Genomic DNA, 19,479 nt, shown 5'->3' with positions numbered 1-19,479 from the left:
AGTTTCCTGTGGCCCGCAACCCTTAAATGACAGAAAAATGACTGACTGCTGCATTCCACAGCAAAACCCCGCCTTATACCTATTTACGCACAGAGTTATCCACAAACCCACCCATTACTTCTGCGATCCTTTCTGTATATGTGCGATCTTCAGCGCTCGAAACGAGGGTCAAAATCGAAAATTAAAAATTCGCGAGCGTTGCGCAAACGTTTTCGTTACAATGCCCCCGCACAACAAGGATGCCCCGTAAGGGGCGTTAGCTGAGTTTTTAGCCAAGAATTCACCTAACGCTCTCTGTAATAGTCAAATCCAGGGGATTTACCATGCAACAACGTCGTCCAGTCCGCCGCGCTCTGCTCAGTGTTTCTGACAAGGCCGGTATCATCGAATTCGCTCAGGCACTTTCCGCACGTGGTGTGGAGCTGCTATCTACAGGTGGCACTGCGCGCCTGTTAGCGGAGAAAGGTCTGCCAGTGACCGAAGTTTCCGATTACACCGGCTTCCCGGAAATGATGGATGGACGCGTGAAGACCCTGCATCCGAAGGTCCACGGTGGCATTCTTGGTCGTCGCGGTCAGGATGACGGAATAATGGAACAACATGGTATCGCGCCTATCGATATGGTGGTTGTTAACCTGTATCCATTCGCCCAGACCGTCGCCCGCGAAGGCTGTTCTCTGGAAGATGCGGTAGAGAACATTGATATTGGCGGCCCGACCATGGTGCGCTCCGCTGCCAAGAACCATAAAGATGTAGCTATCGTTGTGAAGAGCAGCGACTACGACGCCATTATTAAAGAGATGGATGCCAACGACGGTTCTCTGACCCTCGACACCCGTTTCGATCTCGCGATTAAAGCCTTCGAACACACCGCCGCTTACGACAGCATGATCGCCAACTACTTCGGCAGCATGGTTCCGGCCTACCACGGTGAAAGCAAAGAAGCCGCCGGTCGCTTCCCACGTACGCTGAACCTGAACTTCATTAAGAAGCAGGATATGCGCTACGGCGAGAACAGCCACCAGCAGGCTGCCTTCTATATAGAAGAGAATGTTAAAGAAGCCTCCGTTGCCACCGCGCAGCAGGTACAGGGCAAAGCACTTTCCTACAACAACATCGCCGATACCGATGCGGCGCTGGAGTGCGTGAAAGAATTCAACGAGCCAGCCTGTGTGATCGTCAAACACGCGAACCCGTGTGGTGTAGCAGTAAGTACCTCTATTCTTGACGCTTACGACCGCGCCTATAAAACCGACCCGACCTCCGCGTTCGGCGGCATCATCGCCTTTAACCGCGAGCTGGATGCTGAAACCGCGCAGGCGATCATCTCCCGCCAGTTCGTGGAAGTGATCATCGCCCCATCCGCCACCGAAGAAGCACTGAAAATTACCGCTGCCAAGCAGAACGTTCGCGTGCTGGTCTGCGGCCAATGGGCGCAGCGCGTTCCGGGCCTGGACTTTAAACGCGTTAACGGCGGCCTGCTGGTTCAGGACCGTGACCTCGGTATGGTGAGCGAAGTTGAACTGCGCGTAGTGACCAAACGCCAGCCGACCGAGCAGGAACTGCGCGATGCGCTGTTCTGCTGGAAAGTGGCGAAGTTCGTGAAATCCAATGCCATTGTTTATGCCAAAGAGAACATGACTATTGGCATAGGCGCAGGCCAGATGAGCCGCGTGTACTCCGCGAAAATCGCCGGGATCAAAGCGGCCGACGAAGGCCTGGAAGTGAAAGGTTCTGCAATGGCTTCTGACGCTTTCTTCCCGTTCCGCGACGGGATTGATGCCGCTGCTGCCGCCGGTGTGACCTGCGTGATCCAGCCGGGTGGTTCTATTCGCGATGACGAAGTGATTGCCGCCGCCAATGAACACGGCATTGCGATGGTATTTACCGATATGCGCCACTTCCGCCATTAATCCACGGAGCAGACGATGAAAGTATTAGTGATTGGCAACGGCGGGCGCGAGCACGCCCTGGCGTGGAAAGCGGCGCAGTCGCCAAAAGTCGAAACAGTATTTGTCGCCCCGGGCAATGCGGGCACCGCGCTGGAACCCACGCTGCAAAACGTGGCCATCGGCGTAACGGATATCCCGGCGCTGCTGGACTTTGCCCAGAACGAGAAGATCGATCTGACCATCGTTGGCCCGGAAGCGCCGCTGGTGATTGGCGTGGTCGATGCGTTCCGCGCCGCCGGTCTGAAAATCTTCGGCCCAACCGAAGGTGCCGCGCAGCTGGAAGGCTCCAAAGCCTTCACCAAAGATTTCCTCGCCCGTCACCAGATTCCGACGGCGGAATATCAGAACTTCACCGAAATCGAACCTGCGCTGGCTTACCTGCGCGAGAAAGGCGCGCCGATCGTTATCAAAGCTGACGGTCTGGCTGCCGGGAAAGGCGTTATCGTGGCGATGACGCTGGAGGAAGCCGAAGCCGCGGTTCATGACATGCTGGCCGGCAACGCGTTTGGCGACGCGGGCCACCGCATCGTGATTGAAGAGTTCCTCGACGGTGAAGAAGCGAGCTTTATTGTCATGGTCGACGGTGAGCACGTGCTGCCGATGGCCACCAGCCAGGACCACAAGCGCGTGGGCAATGGCGATACCGGCCCGAACACCGGTGGGATGGGTGCCTACTCCCCTGCTCCGGTAGTGACTGACGAAGTCCACCAGCGCACCATGGAACGCATCATCTGGCCAACGGTGAAAGGCATGGCGGCGGAAGGTAACACCTATACCGGTTTCCTGTACGCGGGCCTGATGATCGACAAGCAGGGCAACCCGAAGGTTATCGAGTTTAACTGCCGCTTCGGCGATCCGGAAACCCAGCCGATCATGCTGCGCATGAAGTCCGATCTGGTGGAGCTGTGCCTCGCCGCCTGTGACGGCAAGCTGGATGAGAAAACCTCCGAGTGGGACGAACGCGCCTCGCTGGGCGTGGTCATTGCCGCCGGAGGTTATCCGGGTAATTACAATACCGGCGATGAGATCCACGGTCTGCCGCTGGAAGACGTCGCTGACGGTAAAGTGTTCCACGCGGGTACCAAACTGTCTGCTGACGATCGCGTGCTGACCAACGGCGGTCGCGTGCTGTGCGCCACCGCGCTGGGCAACACCGTGGCTGAAGCGCAGAAACGCGCTTACGCCCTGATGACCGACATCCGCTGGGATGGCAGCTTCAGCCGTAACGACATCGGCTGGCGCGCCATTGAACGCGAGCAACGCTAACGCGAAATTTTCGCCAGCAGCGTTTTACGCGTAATGCCTAACTGACGGGCGGCTTCCGTTTTATTGCCGCCCGTTTTTTCAAGCGCCGCCAGAATCACCTCCTTTTCGACATCCACCAGCGGTTGGATCTCGCCACTGCATTCCGTTTTTATCGGCGTCGCGGCAATCGCCATCGGCAGTTCACGTTCGGAAATATATTCCCCCGTCAGCAGCACCACCGAGCGCTCAATCGCATTTTCCAGCTCACGAATATTGCCCGGCCAGTCGTAGTGAATCAGCAGATCCATCGCCTGTGGAGTAAAGCCTTTCACCGCTTTACGGTTACGCGCGGCAAAACGCTGGAGAAAATGTTCGGCTAACAGCGGAATATCTTCCCGGCGCTGGCACAGCGCTGGCATTTCAATGGTGACGACGTTCAGACGATAGTAGAGATCCTGACGAAAGCGCCCGGCGCTGACTTCCTCTGCTAGATCGCGATGCGTAGCGGCTATCAGCCGGACATCAACCGCAATAGTCTGGTTGCTGCCAACCCGCTGTACTTCTCGCTCCTGGATAGCCCGCAGCAAACGCACCTGCATCAGCGGTGAGATATCGCCAATTTCATCAAGAAATAACGTGCCACCATCGGCTTCCACAAAGCGCCCTTCCCGGCGTTTATCCGCCCCGGTAAACGCCCCTTTCTCGTGACCAAAAAGTTCGGACTCCAGCAGCGATTCATTAAGCGCCGCGCAGTTGAGCGTCACCAGCGGCTTATCGCGACGGGCGCTGCTGGCATGCAGCGCCCGGGCCACCAGTTCTTTGCCCGTGCCGGAGTCTCCGTGAATGAGCACTGTCGCATCTGAGGGCGCAACCATCGCGATTTCATTGAGCAACTTCTGCATCGCCGGACTGCTGCCAATCATGCCAAACTGCGCAGCCGACGCTGACGGCAATTCAGCGCCCATTTCCCGCGTATGCGCCAGCGCCTTTTCCAGCGTCTCCTGCAGACGGTCAAAATCCAGCGGCTTGATTAAGTAGTCCAGCGCCCCGGTTTTAAGCGCCTCAACGGCGGTCTCTACGCTGGAGAACGCCGTCATGATCAAGACCGGAATCGCCGGATTCAGCGCTTTAATCTCTTTCAGCGTTGCGATACCGTCCATCTCCGCCATGCGTACATCACACAGCACTAAATCAAATACGCGTTCGCGCACCTGTTCCAGCGCCGCTCGCCCGCTATAGGCCAGCGCGACCTCATAACCCCAGCCGCGCAGCAGCGCCTGTAAAATGGTGCAGTGGCTGATATCGTCATCTACTACCAGAATATTGATTTTTCCGCGCGTCATCCTTGTTAATCCTGTTGTTTCGCTTTGGTCGGCAGCCAAAGAGTAAAGGTCGCACCTTTGCCCTCAACGCTTACCACCTGAATGGTGCCACCATGCTGTTCGATAATGTTCTGCACCACCGCCAGCCCGAGGCCGGTTCCGTCAGCTTTGGTTGTAAAGTAAGGCGTAAAAATGGCCTCCAGCTGTTCCGCTGCAATTCCCTTCCCGCTATCGGTAACCACAATTTTAACGCGATCGCCGCTGCTTTCATTCGCTTCAACCGTGATCGTGCCCTGACGACCAATCGCATGAATGGCGTTCAGATACAGATTCAACAAAACCTGAGTCAGTCGGTCAGGATCGGCCTGGATAGCGGGCAGCGTAGAATTGGCCGAAAAGCGGAGCTGGATTTCCCTGCTTGCCGCATCCTGACCCACCAGGTGTAATGAGTGGGTGATAACCTCATTGAGATCCACCTGTTGCAGCGTCAGATGTGCAGGCTTCACCAGCTCCAGCAGCTCGCTCACCACCCGATTTAAACGATCCGCCTCTTTCGCCATCACCTGTGCCAGCTCATGCGACTCGCCTCCTGCCGGGGTTCGCTCGGCAAAATACTTCGCCAGACCTTTGATCGATGAAAGCGGGTTACGAATTTCATGCGCCACTCCAGCCGCAAGATGCCCGAGCGCTAACAGTTTTTCTTTACGCTTCATCGCATCCTGAAGTTCTTTGTACGAGCGCTGATAGCGCTGATACCAGAAGAACGTCAGTACGGTGGCCAGCAACACAGCCGCCAGCGCACAGAGGACTATCAGTGTGTTACGCCACTCTCTTGCCTGAGTCGCTGTCAGATCGCTGGCATCAAAGGCGATAAATATGGTTTGCGCTGGGGTGATAAGCTGCCCGTCATTGCTGGCACAGCGCGCCATGCCGTGGCGTCCTGGACCATACATCGGCTGAAACTGGCGATAAATTTCCAGGGCCGGCGTTTTTTCACCATCCCTCGCTGGAATTTCAATATTCCGCCAGCTTTCTTGCTCCCCAGGACTAAGCTGTCGCAGGACATCCGGTGAATAGAGCGTTTTTCCGACCATCGCGGCATTGCTGTGAGTAATAATGACACCATGCTCATCGACGACGGCAAACCATAGCACGCCTGGTTGTACGGCCATTTCCTCCAGTAGCGTCTGCTGCTGGGCATGATGCATGCGCATCCCCATGCCTACACGCGTACCAGACTCCAGAGCGCGAATGAGCACGCTGCCTTTTTCCAGTAGCGTTTGCCGCGCGGCGCCACTTTCCCGCCCATAGTCCCGAATAGTCATAATCGAAAACCAGCCGACCAAAATCAGGATTGCCGCCAGCAAGAGTCGGCTCAACCACTTTGCCACCGTATCCTTATAAAGACGCATACGCTCTCCCTTTACCCCACTTGTTCCTTTCATCGTTGCAGGTATACAGCAGAAATCATGCCATTTTTTCCCCCTGATAACCCTGCCCTCAGACACAAACAGCTGAAAGTACCGGGTAAAAATGACTCGCTGGCGCGTTCTGGCGAGTCATTTTTACTCGTTTTCCTGCAAAGACGGCGGGTACAACGCCCGCAGGACTGGGATTACCGCTTTGGCACGGAAGATGCAAAAGGGAATGTAAGCTAACCAACAGGAGAACGAACGATGAAACGGAACAACAAACTGGCACTGATTGCACTTTCTCTTATCGCACTGGGCTCCACCCCGGTACTGGCGCAGAATCACTGGGGATATGGTGATGGAATGCAGCAACGGGGCAGTACTCCAATGACCGCTGAGCAGCAGGCTGCCGCGCAGAAAATCTATGATGATTACTACTCCCAGACCAGCGCGTTGCGCCAACAGCTGACATCCAAACGTTATGAGTACAATGCACTATTAACGGCCAGCTCGCCGGACACGGCAAAAATTAATGCCGTTGCAAAAGAGATGGAAGCGTTGAATCAGTCTCTGGACGAGCAGCGCGTTAAACGCGATGTCGCAATGGCGCAGGCTGGCGTGCCACGTGGCGCGGGAATGGGCTACGGCGGATGCGGCGGTGGCGGTAACCATCGCGGCGGCGGCCATATGGGAATGGGTCACTGGTAAAAGACTTGATGCCTGATGACGCCATACGGTGCAGGCCTGCTGACTACCTGTCTTCAGGTTTTCAGAAAGTTTTGGCTGTAGGCTGCCAGTGACAAAAATCTTCATTGGCGACTAGCAGTATCTGCGACCCTTCGGGCGCTTCCAGCCATGCCACACTCACCTCTACGGATGAATGTTTCTGGCGGCGCTCGATATGGTTTATCGCCCACGACTCCAGGTCTGGCTTCAGCGTTTCACCTTCACAGGTTGTGACCGTGTTATCCGCATGCCAACGTCCCTGACGCAATATCACCCGTCCCTGACGCAGCGCATCGCTGGTCTGGCGAATTTGATCGGCGCGATAGCGGTAAAGCGCGATTTGATCGCTGGAAAGCTGCTGCTTTTGCCCGTCGACTTCACGCTGCATGAAGCTCAGTTCGCCCCGGTCATCGAAGCGTATACGGACATGTTCAGCCGGTTTACTGTAAACGTTGAGTTCTATCAGAGAGAGCGAATCACCCTGCCAGCGGTATTCACTGGTAGTAGTTTCGCCTTTTCGCCACGGACTAAATACCGAGAGCAAGTGAACATCGTCACCGGAGTCTTTACGCCAAATGCGTACCGCCCCCTGATCGCCAACATAGCCGCTGGCCGTGAACGGAGGAAGCTCAGAATGGCTACCGCAGGCAGACAGTAACAGAACACCTGAAAGCCAAAGCGTATGACGCCAGATGGACAAAAGGGGCGAAACCGCCCCTTCGTTAAAACTGTTCACTGCCACGCGAATTACTTAACCGCGTCTTTCAGTGCTTTACCAGAAACAAATGCCGGTACGTTAGCTGCGGCAATTTTGATTTCTTTACCGGTCTGCGGGTTGCGGCCAGTGCGCTCAGCACGGTGGTTCACTTTGAAGGTACCGAAACCAACCAGTTGTACAGCATCGCCTTCTTTCAGAGACTCAGTAATAGCAGCCAGAGTGGATTCCAGAGCAGCTTTAGCCTGTGTTTTAGACAGTTCTGCTTTGTCTGCAATTACATCAATCAGTTGAGTCTTGTTCATAAGTTATCCTTACAATGTGTTTATCGCTTGCTAAGCATCGAGTGCGACGGAAATGCCAGAAAAGCACTCTCCTGCATACACGCACCGATAGCCACTTTTTTTCGCCCCCCAAATGTAGACCAGACCGGGGGCGGATGGGAAGCCTTCAGGCACGACAAATCAGGCGTTAAATCACGTTTTGTGGTGTCATTGCTGAAAATTTATACCAATATTGCTCTCGCCAGCCTCTCGCAGGTCTGCACGCAGTCCTTTTATCAGCTCAATATCGCGTTCTTCACAGTCGGCTAAAAGTCGGAAAATTTCCCACTGAATATCCCATTCTTGCTCAACGGCAGGGTTCTCTTTGAGCTCCTCATCGGTCATTTCGCGACCAGCCTGGGTCATTTCCAGCATCGCTACCGTCGTAATCGAAGCTTTACTAACTTCAATTGCATGCTCCAGCGTTTCACCGCTAAGACGTGAATGCATCAGTTCGCTTAATGCCACACAGGCATCAATCGCCGGATAAACGCCGTACAGATCGTAATCGTCTGCAGAAGGAATGGCCTCTTCAAACTTTTCCAACTGGCTGTCGAAATTGATTTTCGCGTCTTTAACCGTCAGCGCTTCCCAAATCAGATCCAGAATTCGGCGGTAAATCTGTCCATCGCCAAATTCAGTTTGCTTGCAGAACATGGCGTAATTCGGGTACATGCGTTCGCACAGACAGGCCATAAATGTGACGTGCTGCCAGCTTTCCAGCTTCTCCAGACGCAGGTGAATCGGATTTTGTAACATGATGAGTTCTCAAATACGGAAATTAGCCGCAGTTTACCCGATATGGGGCGCTTTTGCTGCAAGCCGCGTAAAAGCCGGGCGTTCGGATGCCACCGCATCTGCCCAGCGCGTTGGTTCCGGCAGACGATAGCCGTTCATACAGCGTTGTACCCACGCCAGTGCGCTGTCCATACTCACGCGGTGGCCCGTAGAGATAAACAACGGGTTACAGCGCGCTTTGCTGCGCCAGACCCATGCTAGTTGTTCGCCTTTATCCAGCAATGGCACTAGCGCACCGGATTCAGCAGCGAGCGGTTCAAACTTGCCACACAGCCGTTTTTTCGCCACACCAATCGTTGGGACGTCCACCAGCAGGCCAAAATGGCTGGCCACGCCCAGACGGCGCGGGTGCGAAATGCCGTGCCCGTCAACGAACAGCAGATCTGGCTTGTGCGAGAGCAGTTGCCAGGCGGCCATCAGCGCGGGGGTTTCACGAAAGGAGAGAAAACCGGGAATGTAAGGCATGGTAGTGGCGATACGCGCCACCTTGTATTCAACCAGTTCAAGCGTGGGATACTTCAGTAAGACCATCGCGGCTCGCGTCACTTCGCCACCCTGCTCAAACCCAACGTCCGCCCCGCCGATCAGATCCGGCGGATCGTTCTTCAGACGATCCTCGCGGATCAATGAAGAGGCCAGTTCAAGCTGCTGCGCGCGTAATGACGCAAGATCCATAATGACTCCTTAGCGGTGGTACTGTTCGGACAAACGATGTACCGCCTCCACAAAGACACCCGCATGTTCTGGCGGGACGTCCTGATGAATGCCGTGGCCCAGGTTAAAGACATGCCCTTCGCCCTGACCGAATCCGGCCAGAATTGTCGCCACCTCTTCTTCGATGCGGGCTGGCGGTGCATACAGCATGGACGGATCCATATTGCCCTGTAGCGCCACTTTATGACCTACACGACGACGCGCATCGGCAATGTCAGTGGTCCAGTCGAGACCTAACGCATCACAGCCGGTTTCCGCCATCGCTTCCAGCCACTGACCACCGCCTTTGGTAAACAGGGTCACAGGTACGCGACGACCTTCGTTCTCGCGTAGCAGGCCATCGACGATTTTGTGCATGTAGTACAGGGAGAACTGCTGATAATCGCGACCGGTCAGCACACCGCCCCAGGTATCGAAAATCATCACCGACTGCGCGCCCGCTTTGATCTGCGCGTTCAGGTACAGCGTGACGCTCTTCGCCAGCTTATCAAGCAGCAGATGCAGCGCTTTAGGGTCGGCATACATCATCTTTTTAATCACGGTGAAGGCTTTGCTGCTGCCGCCTTCAACCATGTAGGTCGCCAGCGTCCACGGGCTACCGGAGAAGCCGATCAGCGGCACTTCGCCTTTCAGTTCACGGCGGATAGTGCGCACCGCGTTCATCACGTATCCAAGCCCATCTTCCGGGTCCGGGATCGGCAGTTTGTCGACGTCAGCCTTGCTGGTAATCGGAGAGGTGAAGCGTGGACCTTCTCCTGCTTCAAAATACAGCCCGAGTCCCATCGCATCCGGGATCGTCAGGATATCGGAGAAGAGGATCGCGGCATCAAGTTCATAGCGACGCAGCGGCTGCAGCGTGACTTCGCAGGCCAGCTCGGCATTTTTGCACAGCGCCATAAAATCGCCCGCTTCGGCACGGGTAGCTTTGTATTCCGGTAGATAACGGCCTGCCTGGCGCATCATCCATACCGGAGTGACATCAACGGGCTGGCGCAGCAGCGCACGCAGATAACGATCGTTCTTCAGTTCGGTCATTTTTGCAGTTCCTTATTGCGTCAGTCCATCAGTGTATCACCACTCGCTCTTTACTCGTACTCAGCCCGACACATTGCCACAGTATCTTCAATCAATCGACGCGCGACAGTACCCGGCGGGGGCAAGAGCGGTAAATCGTCATAGCGATACCAGTTCGCTTCCAGCAGCTCTTTCGGGTCGATGACGATTTCGCCGCTATCATACTCCGCCATAAATGCGGTCATCAAAGACTGTGGGAACGGCCACGGCTGAGAAGTGACATAACGCAGGTTTTTCACCTTAATGCCGCTCTCTTCCATGACTTCACGCGCCACCGCCTGCTCGAGGGTCTCGCCCACTTCGACAAAACCCGCCAGCACGGTATGCACGCCGTTGCGATGGCGAACATGTTGGGCGAGCAGGATGGAATCATCTCGGCGAATAGCGACAATTATGCAGGGAGCAATTTGCGGGTAATAACGTTCGCGGCAGTGACTACAGAGCATCGCCCACTCCGTTTTACTCGGATGCATGGGGTGGCCGCAGTAACCGCAGAATTTATGCGAGCGGTAAAACTCCGCCAGCTGTACGCCTCGTCCGGCCAGTTGAAACAGGCCAACGTCCTGGTCAATGACCTGGCGCACCGACCCCATATCGTGTCGACGCTGCTGCTGCACCAGCCAGACAGTTTCCCCTTCCCACTCGCCTATTGGCAGCGCGCGCTGACCAATCAGATCAAAACGGGCTGCGTCGCCATAAGGTAGCTCGCCATGAGGTAACCATAACTTTTGCTCATGACTGACAATCCACCAGCCGCTATCTAATTTTTCAATTATACGATCCATATCTCTTGCGCAACCTTTGCTTCACAGGCATGTTGTTTACATTATTTTTACATTTACGGGTGAGCAGTTCCTAAACACCATCTTGCGGAGTCAATCATGCTAAACCAGCTGGAAAGCCTGACGGAGCACGTCGGAGGAAGTAATAAACTGGTTGATCGCTGGCTACATGTACGTAAGCACCTGCTCGTGGCTTACTACAATCTGGTTGGCATTAAGCCTGGCAAAGAATCGTACATGCGACTCAATGAAAAGGCGCTGGATGATTTTTGTCAGAGCCTGGTCGATTACCTCTCCACCGGACACTTCAGTATTTATGAACGTATTCTCCATAAATTGGAAGGGAACGGGCAGCTTTTAAAAGCCACAAAAATTTGGCCGCTGCTGGAAGCCAATACGCAGCTGATCATGGACTACTATGACTCCAGCCTGGAAACTGCGATTGATCATGATAACTTCCTTGAGTTTCAAAAGGTTTTATCGGATCTCGGCGAAGCGCTGGAAGCCCGGTTCGTGCTCGAAGATAAGCTGATCATGCTGGTATTTGATGCGATGCACGAGAGTGGCACTCTCAAACGTCCTGCTTGAGATTTGTCGCATTAACGCGTAGTTTACATTCATTACCTCTAAGATAGAGGTTACTTCTTGTCGGAGTGCTTATTTTCCACAAAAGCATTCGTGATGCGTCAAGGCGGCAAGTCAGTGAATCTCCAGGAGCTTACCTAAGTAAGTGACTGGAGTGAGCGGACGAAGCCAACAAAGAGGCAGCGCGAAGGATGACGTGGAAAAGGCTGAGACCGTTAATTCGGGATCCGCGGAACCTGATCAGGTTAAGACCTGCGAAGGGAACAAGAGTCAATCTACAACCGTTCGCCTTTGGGCGATCGCCTCTCTTGCTTCATCCGTCGTCTGACAAGCCACGTCCTTACTTTTTTGGAATGAGCTATGTCTGCCACTACTAAACCATCACGCCGCGAACAGCGCGCGCAAGCCCAACACTTTATCGATACCCTGGAAGGGACCGCCTTCCCTAACTCAAAACGCATTTATATTACCGGTTCGCAGCCGGATATCCGCATTCCGATGCGCGAAATCCAGCTGAGCCCGACGCTGATTGGCGGCAGCAAAGACAACCCGCAATTTGAAGACAACGAAGCCGTGCCGGTGTACGACACCTCCGGGCCGTATGGCGATCCTGACGTGGCGATTAACGTCCAGCAGGGCCTGGCGAAACTGCGCCAGCCGTGGATTGCGGCGCGTAACGACAGCGAAGAATTAGACGACCGCAGCTCCGCTTACACCAAAGAGCGCCTGGCCGACGATGGCCTGGACGAGCTGCGTTTCAGCGGCCTACTGACGCCAAAGCGCGCCAAAGCCGGTAAGCGCGTGACCCAGCTGCACTACGCCCGTCAGGGGATCGTCACGCCAGAAATGGAGTTTATCGCCATCCGTGAAAATATGGGCCGCGAGCGTATTCGTAGTGAAGTGCTGCGCCACCAGCATCCGGGGATGAACTTTGGCGCTCGTCTGCCGGAAAATATCACCCCGGAATTCGTGCGTGATGAAGTCGCTGCGGGCCGGGCGATTATTCCCGCCAACATCAACCACCCGGAATCCGAGCCGATGATCATCGGCCGCAACTTCCTGGTGAAGGTGAATGCCAACATCGGTAACTCGGCGGTCACTTCCTCTATCGAAGAAGAGGTCGAAAAACTGGTGTGGTCGACCCGCTGGGGCGCAGATACGGTGATGGACCTTTCCACCGGTCGCTATATTCACGAAACCCGCGAGTGGATCCTGCGTAACAGCCCGGTGCCGATCGGCACCGTACCGATCTACCAGGCGCTGGAGAAGGTCAATGGGATCGCCGAAGATCTCACCTGGGAAGCGTTCCGCGATACGTTGCTGGAACAGGCCGAACAGGGCGTCGACTACTTCACTATCCATGCGGGCGTACTGCTGCTCTACGTGCCGATGACCGCTAAACGCCTGACCGGAATTGTCTCGCGCGGCGGTTCAATTATGGCGAAATGGTGCCTCTCGCATCACAAAGAAAACTTCCTGTTTGAACATTTCCGCGAAATTTGTGAAATCTGCGCCGCCTACGACGTCTCGCTCTCTCTCGGTGACGGCCTGCGCCCGGGTTCGATTCAGGATGCCAACGACGAAGCGCAGTTCTCCGAACTGCATACGCTGGGCGAGCTGACCAAAATCGCTTGGGAATACGACGTGCAGGTGATGATTGAAGGCCCAGGGCATGTGCCGATGCATATGATCCAACGCAACATGACCGAAGAACTGGAGAGCTGCCACGAAGCGCCGTTCTACACCTTAGGGCCGTTGACGACAGATATCGCGCCGGGCTATGACCACTTCACCTCCGGCATTGGCGCGGCAATGATCGGCTGGTTTGGCTGCGCGATGCTGTGCTACGTGACGCCAAAAGAGCACCTCGGCCTGCCGAACAAAGAAGACGTGAAGCAAGGGCTGATTACCTACAAGATTGCCGCTCACGCCGCCGACCTGGCGAAGGGGCACCCGGGCGCGCAGATCCGCGACAACGCGATGTCGAAAGCGCGCTTCGAATTCCGCTGGGAAGACCAGTTTAACCTCGCACTCGACCCGTCCACCGCCCGCGCCTATCACGATGAAACCCTGCCACAGGAGTCCGGCAAAGTCGCCCACTTCTGCTCCATGTGCGGGCCGAAGTTCTGCTCGATGAAAATCAGCCAGGAAGTACGCGACTACGCCGCCGCGCAAACTATTGAAGTGGGAATGGCAGATATGTCGGAGAACTTCCGCGCCAAAGGCGGTGAAATCTACCTCAAAAAAGAGGAGGCATAATGTACCAGCCTGATTTCCCGACCGTGCCGTTCCGCCTCGGGCTTTATCCGGTGGTGGACAGCGTGCAATGGATTGAACGCCTGCTGCAGGCGGGCGTACGCACGATCCAACTGCGCATTAAAGATAAGCGTGATGAAGAGGTCGAAGCCGACGTCATGGCCGCCATTGAACTGGGGCGTCGCTATGACGCCCGCCTGTTTATCAACGACTACTGGCGGCTGGCGATTAAGCACAACGCTTACGGCGTGCATCTGGGCCAGGAAGACCTTGAAACCACCGATCTGAAGGCGATTCAGGCGGCGGGGCTGCGCCTGGGTGTATCCACTCACGATGATATGGAGATCGACGTCGCGCTGGCGGCTAAGCCTTCTTATATCGCACTCGGCCACGTTTTCCCCACGCAAACCAAGCAGATGTCTTCCTCCCCGCAGGGGCTGACGCAGCTGGCAAGCCATATTAACCGACTGGCCGATTACCCGACCGTCGCCATCGGCGGCATCAGCCTGGAACGTGCACCATCGGTGCTGGCGACCGGTGTTGGCAGCATTGCCGTGGTCAGCGCCATTACCCAGGCGGCTGACTGGCAGGCAGCCACGGCGCAGCTGCTCGACATAGCGGGAGTCGGCGATGAATGACCGCGACTTTATGCGCTACAGCCGGCAGATCCTGCTCGGCGATATCGCTATTGAGGGCCAACAAAAGCTGCTCGACAGCCATGTGCTGATTGTCGGTCTGGGCGGATTAGGCTCGCCTGCCGCGCTGTATCTGGCGGGAGCGGGCGTCGGTACGCTGACGCTGGCGGACGATGACGACGTTCATCTGAGCAATCTGCAACGGCAAATATTGTTCACCACCGACGACATTGCTCGCCCGAAAGCGCTGGCGGCGGAACGCCATCTGGCGCGTCTTAACCCGGACAGCGAGCTGGTTGTCCTTGAACAGCGGCTGACGGGCGATGCGCTGCGGCACGCTGTCGAGCGGGCCGACGTGGTGCTCGACTGTACCGACAACATGGCCACGCGTCAGGAAATTAACGCCGCCTGCGTGTCGCTGAATACACCTTTGGTTACCGCCAGCGCCGTCGGTTTCGGCGGCCAGTTGATGGTGCTCACGCCACCGTGGGAGCAAGGTTGTTACCGCTGCCTGTGGCCGGATGATGTAGAGCCTGAACGCAACTGCCGTACAGCCGGTATCGTCGGCCCGGTTGTCGGCGTGATGGGCACCTTGCAGGCGCTGGAAGTCATCAAACTGCTTAGCGGCATTGCGACGCCCAGCGGCGAGTTACGCCTGTTTGACGGTAAAACCAGCCAATGGCGCAGCCTTGCGCTGCGTCGGGCCAATGGCTGCCCGGTATGCGGAGGGCAACATGCAGATTCAGTTCAATGATGAGCCGATGCAGTGCGCCGAGGGACAAACCGTCAGCGGGCTGCTCACCGAGCTTAATCAGCTCAAACCGGGCGCGGCGCTGGCGCTCAATCAGCAGATCCTGCCGCGCGAGCAGTGGCAGCAGCAAATCGTGCAGGAAGGCGACCAGATCCTGCTTTTTCAGGTTATTGCAGGGGGTTGATATGTTACGTATTGCCGACAAAACGTTTGATTCACATCTGTTCACCGGTACCGGAAAATTTGCCTCATCGCAGCTGATGGTCGAGGCGATTCGCGCCTCCGGCAGCCAGATGGTGACGCTGGCGATGAAGCGCGTGGATTTGCGCCAGCATAACGATGCCATTCTGGCCCCGCTTATCGACGCGGGCGTGACGCTGCTGCCTAACACCTCCGGAGCGAAAACCGCTGAAGAGGCGATTTTCGCCGCCCAACTGGCGCGTGAAGCGCTGGGCACAAACTGGCTGAAATTAGAAATCCACCCGGATGCCCGCTGGCTATTGCCGGACCCAATTGAAACGCTAAAAGCTGCCGAAGCGCTGGTGAAACAGGGCTTTGTGGTGCTGCCCTATTGCGGTGCGGATCCGGTACTGTGCAAGCGGCTGGAAGACGTGGGCTGCGCGGCGGTGATGCCGCTCGGCGCGCCTATCGGCTCCAACCAGGGGCTGGAAACCAAAGCGATGCTGGAGATTATTATCCAACAGGCGACCGTGCCGGTGGTCGTTGATGCAGGCATCGGCGTCCCCAGCCACGCCACGCAGGCGCTGGAAATGGGCGCCGACGCGGTGCTGGTCAACACGGCGATTGCCGTGGCGGATGATCCGGTGATGATGGCCACCGCTTTCCGTCTGGCGGTTGAAGCGGGCCTTCTGGCGCGCCAGGCCGTCCCCGGCAGCAAAAGCTCGCTCGCGCAGGCCACCAGCCCGTTGACGGGATTTCTGGAGGCACTGGCATGAATACCTTCACCGACCGCTGGCGACAGCTGGAGTGGGACGACATCCGCCTGCGTATCAACGGGAAAACCGCCGCTGACGTGGAACGCGCCCTCAACGCTTCGCAGCTTAGCCGCGATGATTTGATGGCGCTGCTCTCGCCTGCCGCCGCCGACTATCTGGAGCCGCTGGCACAGCGGGCGCAGAAGCTCACCCGCCAGCGTTTTGGCAACACGGTGAGCTTTTACGTGCCGTTGTATCTCTCCAACCTTTGTGCCAACGACTGCACCTACTGCGGTTTTTCGATGAGCAACCGTATCAAACGCAAAACGCTGGACGAAGATGAGATACAACGTGAGTGTGCGGCTATCCGTGAGCTGGGCTTTGAGCATCTGCTACTGGTCACCGGTGAACATCAGGCCAAAGTGGGGATGGATTACTTTCGTCGCCATTTGCCTGCCATTCGCCGCCAGTTTGCCTCTTTACAGATGGAAGTACAGCCGCTGTCAGAGGCTGAATATGCGGAGCTGAAGACGCTGGGGCTGGATGGCGTGATGGTGTATCAGGAGAGCTATCATGAGGCGATTTACGCCCACCACCATCTGAAGGGGAAAAAGCAGGATTTCTTCTGGCGACTGGAAACGCCGGACCGGCTGGGCCGCGCAGGGATCGACAAAATCGGTCTTGGCGCGTTGATTGGGTTGTCTGACAGCTGGCGGGTTGACTGCTATATGGTAGCTGAACATCTGCTGTGGATGCAGCAGCATTACTGGCAGAGCCGCTACTCTATCTCCTTCCCTCGCCTGCGCCCATGCACCGGAGGCGTTGAGCCTGCATCGATCATGGATGAGCGACAGTTGGTCCAGACCATTTGCGCGTTTCGTTTACTGGCACCAGAAATTGAGCTGTCGCTCTCCACCCGCGAATCGCCATGGTTTCGTGACCATGTGATCCCGTTGGCGATCAACAACGTCAGCGCCTTCTCAAAAACCCAGCCCGGTGGTTATGCCGATAACCACCCCGAACTGGAACAGTTCTCCCCGCACGACGATCGTCGCCCGGAAGCCGTTGCTGAAGCACTGATGGCGCAGGGATTACAGCCCGTGTGGAAAGACTGGGACAGCTATCTGGGACGCGCGGCACAGATGCCCTAAGTCCAACGCTATCGCATAAACAAAAAAACCCGCTTTCGCGGGTTTTTTCTTCACTGGTGCTTAACTGCTCGGGCTCTGGCCTTCATCGCTATCGTAAGCCTTCGTGAAATTATCGGCGTTTACAGCGCGACAACGTTAACAGCAGACGGGCCTTTAGCGCCATTCTCCACGGAGAACTCCACCTTTTGACCTTCGTCTAACGTTTTAAAATCGTTACTCTGGATAGCGGAAAAATGCACAAACACATCCTTGCTACCGTCCTGAGGAGTGATAAAGCCGAAGCCTTTATCAGAGTTAAACCATTTTACTAAACCAGTCATTTTGTTAGACATAGATACTTCCTTTCATGTTTTTGAGCCGCTTATGCAGCGAAGATGGCCTGTTTTGCAGAAATTAACTTATGGGGCACTTAGGGAGGAGGCTCATGAAGAAGAGTATCTGAGGATAACGCTTGAACTGAGAACTGCTTTACTAAAACTGCTTGCATAAGGTCTGTGTTCCAAACCGATGCCGCTATAGTAGACCTACTTCTAATCATTAAGCAAGCATTAATTATTTTAATACCCACTGAGTGATGCAATGTTGAACCAACGCGGCTAAGCATCCTGGATAACAGCTTGATCTACAATGAACAAAAGCCCCGACTATTGCAGTCAGGGCTTTACGTTACTACACACTTCAAATTTAACATTAATAAACTTAACGATTTAATACTGCTGATGGTACTACTTTAAAATGTACACGTTTACTACAGATAATATTGGATTTTGATACTAACTAAAGCTTTCCTCTATTTACCGTTAAACACATTCCACCCGCTTGATAATAGAACTCAAGGCTGGTGACCTAAACAAGTACACTTCCCCTCGCGACATATACTCTTTGATGCGTTGCCTTATTTCCCTCGTGATAACTAAAAAGCAGAAATCACTAACAATTACTATTAAATCATGGCGTTACATCGTCGCGTTTTACTGATTTTTTGCGATTAGATATATCAACTACGTGGCCTGAAAGCATTGTCGAGGTGAAAAAATAGCGTTTTCAGCATCGACTATCCCATACAAAAATACTTCGTGGCCTTTATCGCAAACCCCAATCAAGCTCTACTAACACTTACTACGTTAACAGCAAACTACAATTTCTCCGCTGTTAAGTATTAACATACGGGTTTAAAAAACGCTGTCAATACTGTTTTTTATAACATGTCTTTATTGACAGTAATTATATATTCCAGCATGTGATAAGCGAGTCAAAAAGCCGCTGGTCCCGGTCCAGATCGCAGGGTTTGGCCTCTTTTTGTAACCGGTTTCAGAAAAAGTGGCTTTCTTTGTGATGCCTTGCACACAATTGTTGCAAAGCAGTTGTTGCTATAGCTGGCTCGCGATAATTATCAACTCACACATGTTGATCGAGACTGCTTATGAAAAACATCGTTTTATGCTGTGCCGCCGGAATGTCCACCAGCATGCTGGTGCAAAGGATGAAAGATGCCGCCCAGAAAAAAGGCGTCGACGTCACTATCAAAGCCGTCCCGGTGGCCGAGTTTGAAGAGAATATCGCTACAGCGGATATCGTTTTGCTCGGTCCACAGGTTAAGTATGAACAGGCCAAGCTACAGGCGATCGCCGACCCACTAGGCAAAAAGGTCGCCGTTATCGACATGATGGATTACGGCATGATGAAAGGCGATGCGGTACTGGACAAGGCGCTGAAACTACTGGAGTGATGGTATGGAAGAGTTAGAAACGATCATCATGGAGTTATTGGTAAACGCTGGCGCTGCACGCAGCCAGGCCCTGACGGCATTGCAACTGGCGCGTAAAGGTGATTTCTCCGGTGCAGAACAAGCGATGACGGAATCACGCGAGTACGTTAAACAAGCGCATAAAATCCAGACCCAGCTGATCGGAATTGACGAAGGAACCGGCAAGCTACCGGTTAATCTCATCACCGTCCATTCGCAGGATCACCTGATGAACGCGATGGTGATTCAGGATTTGGCGGGAGATATGATTGAGCTTTATCGGCGGTTACCGCCGGTAAATTAATGACACTGCCGGATGGCTTCGTAGCCTCGTAGACCTGATAAGCGTCATCAGA

The 19,479-nt window shown here is 54.9% G+C and carries 22 protein-coding genes; 13 read left to right on the top strand and 9 right to left on the bottom strand.

The genetic code is table 11. The features are described 5' to 3' along the window. Nucleotides 1–323: 323 nt before the first annotated feature. Nucleotides 324–1,913, top strand: coding sequence for a bifunctional phosphoribosylaminoimidazolecarboxamide formyltransferase/IMP cyclohydrolase (purH, locus tag OGV71_RS07805; protein ID WP_171859382.1), 1,590 nt, complete (start codon nt 324–326; stop codon nt 1,911–1,913). 15 nt (nt 1,914–1,928) lie between these two features. Further along, a complete protein-coding gene (purD, locus tag OGV71_RS07800) occupies nt 1,929–3,218 on the top strand; it encodes a phosphoribosylamine--glycine ligase (RefSeq protein WP_003033057.1) in 1,290 nt (429 codons plus the stop codon). Here the strand turns inward: purD and zraR are convergent. Together zraR and zraS are read right to left on the bottom strand one after the other, a co-directional pair. Next, nucleotides 3,215–4,540, bottom strand: coding sequence for a sigma-54-dependent response regulator transcription factor ZraR (zraR, locus tag OGV71_RS07795; RefSeq protein ID WP_204584284.1), 1,326 nt, complete (start codon nt 4,538–4,540; stop codon nt 3,215–3,217). The genes purD and zraR overlap by 4 nt on opposite strands. 5 nt (nt 4,541–4,545) lie before the next feature. Next, nucleotides 4,546–5,931, bottom strand: coding sequence for a two-component system sensor histidine kinase ZraS (zraS, locus tag OGV71_RS07790; RefSeq protein ID WP_204584286.1), 1,386 nt, complete (start codon nt 5,929–5,931; stop codon nt 4,546–4,548). Between the two features lie 57 nt (nt 5,932–5,988). Between zraS and OGV71_RS07785 the strand changes: the two genes are divergently transcribed. Then, entirely contained in the window at nt 5,989–6,177 is a 189-nt protein-coding gene (locus OGV71_RS07785) for a hypothetical protein (protein ID WP_204584287.1), read from the top strand. Between the two features lie 18 nt (nt 6,178–6,195). Then, complete coding sequence (zraP, locus tag OGV71_RS07780; RefSeq protein ID WP_003842009.1) at nt 6,196–6,639, top strand: zinc resistance sensor/chaperone ZraP; 444 nt, start codon at nt 6,196–6,198, stop codon at nt 6,637–6,639. A gap of 61 nt (nt 6,640–6,700) precedes the next feature. Here the strand turns inward: zraP and OGV71_RS07775 are convergent, their stop codons facing one another. The 6 genes from OGV71_RS07775 to nudC form a co-directional block, all read right to left on the bottom strand. Next, on the bottom strand, nt 6,701–7,393 hold the full coding sequence (locus OGV71_RS07775; protein ID WP_003033064.1) for a DUF1481 domain-containing protein: 693 nt from the start codon (nt 7,391–7,393) through the stop codon (nt 6,701–6,703). A gap of 11 nt (nt 7,394–7,404) precedes the next feature. Beyond that, the gene (hupA, locus tag OGV71_RS07770) at nt 7,405–7,677 is read right to left on the bottom strand and encodes a nucleoid-associated protein HU-alpha (protein WP_001044509.1); all 273 of its coding nucleotides are present in this window, start codon (nt 7,675–7,677) and stop codon (nt 7,405–7,407) included. 186 nt (nt 7,678–7,863) lie between these two features. Further along, nucleotides 7,864–8,454 (bottom strand): YjaG family protein, encoded by a 591-nt coding sequence (locus OGV71_RS07765; RefSeq protein ID WP_003842015.1) that lies wholly within the window; start codon nt 8,452–8,454, stop codon nt 7,864–7,866. A gap of 33 nt (nt 8,455–8,487) precedes the next feature. Beyond that, on the bottom strand, nt 8,488–9,168 hold the full coding sequence (gene nfi / locus OGV71_RS07760) for a deoxyribonuclease V (protein ID WP_204584289.1): 681 nt from the start codon (nt 9,166–9,168) through the stop codon (nt 8,488–8,490). Nucleotides 9,169–9,177: 9 nt separating this feature from the next. Beyond that, entirely contained in the window at nt 9,178–10,242 is a 1,065-nt protein-coding gene (gene hemE / locus OGV71_RS07755) for a uroporphyrinogen decarboxylase (protein ID WP_003033073.1), read from the bottom strand. A gap of 50 nt (nt 10,243–10,292) precedes the next feature. Then, entirely contained in the window at nt 10,293–11,066 is a 774-nt protein-coding gene (nudC, locus tag OGV71_RS07750; RefSeq protein WP_003033074.1) for an NAD(+) diphosphatase, read from the bottom strand. 96 nt (nt 11,067–11,162) lie between these two features. Between nudC and OGV71_RS07745 the strand changes: the two genes are divergently transcribed. The 7 genes from OGV71_RS07745 (at nt 11,163) to thiH (ending at nt 17,376) form a co-directional block, all read left to right on the top strand. After that, entirely contained in the window at nt 11,163–11,651 is a 489-nt protein-coding gene (locus OGV71_RS07745; RefSeq protein ID WP_003033077.1) for an Rsd/AlgQ family anti-sigma factor, read from the top strand. A gap of 357 nt (nt 11,652–12,008) precedes the next feature. Beyond that, the gene (gene thiC, locus OGV71_RS07740; protein ID WP_204584291.1) at nt 12,009–13,907 is read left to right on the top strand and encodes a phosphomethylpyrimidine synthase ThiC; all 1,899 of its coding nucleotides are present in this window, start codon (nt 12,009–12,011) and stop codon (nt 13,905–13,907) included. After that, nucleotides 13,907–14,542 carry a thiamine phosphate synthase gene (gene thiE, locus OGV71_RS07735; protein ID WP_286533003.1) on the top strand — a complete coding sequence of 212 codons (636 nt, stop codon included), beginning with the start codon at nt 13,907–13,909 and terminating at the stop codon, nt 14,540–14,542. The genes thiC and thiE overlap by 1 nt, the downstream gene beginning before the upstream one ends. Further along, nucleotides 14,535–15,293, top strand: a complete 759-nt coding sequence (locus OGV71_RS07730) for a HesA/MoeB/ThiF family protein (RefSeq protein WP_286533001.1) — start codon at nt 14,535–14,537, stop codon at nt 15,291–15,293. Before thiE ends, OGV71_RS07730 begins: the two co-directional genes overlap by 8 nt. Then, entirely contained in the window at nt 15,274–15,474 is a 201-nt protein-coding gene (thiS, locus tag OGV71_RS07725; protein WP_003033088.1) for a sulfur carrier protein ThiS, read from the top strand. Before OGV71_RS07730 ends, thiS begins: the two co-directional genes overlap by 20 nt. 1 nt (nt 15,475) lies before the next feature. Next, the gene (thiG, locus tag OGV71_RS07720) at nt 15,476–16,246 is read left to right on the top strand and encodes a thiazole synthase (protein ID WP_204584295.1); all 771 of its coding nucleotides are present in this window, start codon (nt 15,476–15,478) and stop codon (nt 16,244–16,246) included. Beyond that, nucleotides 16,243–17,376 carry a 2-iminoacetate synthase ThiH gene (gene thiH / locus OGV71_RS07715; RefSeq protein ID WP_204584297.1) on the top strand — a complete coding sequence of 378 codons (1,134 nt, stop codon included), beginning with the start codon at nt 16,243–16,245 and terminating at the stop codon, nt 17,374–17,376. The genes thiG and thiH overlap by 4 nt, the downstream gene beginning before the upstream one ends. Before the next feature lie 119 nt (nt 17,377–17,495). Here thiH and cspG read toward each other — a convergent pair whose 3' ends face one another. Continuing rightward, complete coding sequence (gene cspG, locus OGV71_RS07710) at nt 17,496–17,708, bottom strand: cold shock protein CspG (protein WP_003033098.1); 213 nt, start codon at nt 17,706–17,708, stop codon at nt 17,496–17,498. Nucleotides 17,709–18,799: 1,091 nt separating this feature from the next. On the opposite strand from cspG, the gene OGV71_RS07705 reads away from it, so the two are divergent. Continuing rightward, a complete protein-coding gene (locus OGV71_RS07705; RefSeq protein ID WP_003033102.1) occupies nt 18,800–19,105 on the top strand; it encodes a PTS sugar transporter subunit IIB in 306 nt (101 codons plus the stop codon). Nucleotides 19,106–19,109: 4 nt separating this feature from the next. Next, nucleotides 19,110–19,427: a PTS lactose/cellobiose transporter subunit IIA gene (locus tag OGV71_RS07700; RefSeq protein WP_003033104.1), complete on the top strand. Its 318-nt coding sequence runs from the start codon at nt 19,110–19,112 to the stop codon at nt 19,425–19,427. Nucleotides 19,428–19,479 lie beyond the last annotated feature (52 nt).

The sequence above is a fragment of the Citrobacter sp. Cf088 genome (genome assembly GCF_030334295.1).
Lineage (GTDB): Bacteria > Pseudomonadota > Gammaproteobacteria > Enterobacterales > Enterobacteriaceae > Citrobacter > Citrobacter freundii.
This window is presented reverse-complemented; position numbering and strand designations above follow the sequence as displayed.

What these genes read in the sequence shown, in the direction of transcription:
- purH (WP_171859382.1), top strand. Translation starts at nt 324, where the DNA reads ATGCAACAACGTCGTCCAGTCCGCCGCGCTCTGCTCAGTGTTTCTGAC.
- purD (WP_003033057.1), top strand. Translation starts at nt 1,929, where the DNA reads ATGAAAGTATTAGTGATTGGCAACGGCGGGCGCGAGCACGCCCTGGCG.
- zraR (WP_204584284.1), bottom strand. Translation starts at nt 4,540, where the DNA reads ATGACGCGCGGAAAAATCAATATTCTGGTAGTAGATGACGATATCAGC.
- zraS (WP_204584286.1), bottom strand. Translation starts at nt 5,931, where the DNA reads ATGCGTCTTTATAAGGATACGGTGGCAAAGTGGTTGAGCCGACTCTTG.
- OGV71_RS07785 (WP_204584287.1), top strand. Translation starts at nt 5,989, where the DNA reads ATGCCATTTTTTCCCCCTGATAACCCTGCCCTCAGACACAAACAGCTG.
- zraP (WP_003842009.1), top strand. Translation starts at nt 6,196, where the DNA reads ATGAAACGGAACAACAAACTGGCACTGATTGCACTTTCTCTTATCGCA.
- hupA (WP_001044509.1), bottom strand. Translation starts at nt 7,677, where the DNA reads ATGAACAAGACTCAACTGATTGATGTAATTGCAGACAAAGCAGAACTG.
- OGV71_RS07765 (WP_003842015.1), bottom strand. Translation starts at nt 8,454, where the DNA reads ATGTTACAAAATCCGATTCACCTGCGTCTGGAGAAGCTGGAAAGCTGG.
- nfi (WP_204584289.1), bottom strand. Translation starts at nt 9,168, where the DNA reads ATGGATCTTGCGTCATTACGCGCGCAGCAGCTTGAACTGGCCTCTTCA.
- hemE (WP_003033073.1), bottom strand. Translation starts at nt 10,242, where the DNA reads ATGACCGAACTGAAGAACGATCGTTATCTGCGTGCGCTGCTGCGCCAG.
- nudC (WP_003033074.1), bottom strand. Translation starts at nt 11,066, where the DNA reads ATGGATCGTATAATTGAAAAATTAGATAGCGGCTGGTGGATTGTCAGT.
- OGV71_RS07745 (WP_003033077.1), top strand. Translation starts at nt 11,163, where the DNA reads ATGCTAAACCAGCTGGAAAGCCTGACGGAGCACGTCGGAGGAAGTAAT.
- thiC (WP_204584291.1), top strand. Translation starts at nt 12,009, where the DNA reads ATGTCTGCCACTACTAAACCATCACGCCGCGAACAGCGCGCGCAAGCC.
- thiE (WP_286533003.1), top strand. Translation starts at nt 13,907, where the DNA reads ATGTACCAGCCTGATTTCCCGACCGTGCCGTTCCGCCTCGGGCTTTAT.
- OGV71_RS07730 (WP_286533001.1), top strand. Translation starts at nt 14,535, where the DNA reads ATGAATGACCGCGACTTTATGCGCTACAGCCGGCAGATCCTGCTCGGC.
- thiS (WP_003033088.1), top strand. Translation starts at nt 15,274, where the DNA reads ATGCAGATTCAGTTCAATGATGAGCCGATGCAGTGCGCCGAGGGACAA.
- thiG (WP_204584295.1), top strand. Translation starts at nt 15,476, where the DNA reads ATGTTACGTATTGCCGACAAAACGTTTGATTCACATCTGTTCACCGGT.
- thiH (WP_204584297.1), top strand. Translation starts at nt 16,243, where the DNA reads ATGAATACCTTCACCGACCGCTGGCGACAGCTGGAGTGGGACGACATC.
- cspG (WP_003033098.1), bottom strand. Translation starts at nt 17,708, where the DNA reads ATGTCTAACAAAATGACTGGTTTAGTAAAATGGTTTAACTCTGATAAA.
- OGV71_RS07705 (WP_003033102.1), top strand. Translation starts at nt 18,800, where the DNA reads ATGAAAAACATCGTTTTATGCTGTGCCGCCGGAATGTCCACCAGCATG.
- OGV71_RS07700 (WP_003033104.1), top strand. Translation starts at nt 19,110, where the DNA reads ATGGAAGAGTTAGAAACGATCATCATGGAGTTATTGGTAAACGCTGGC.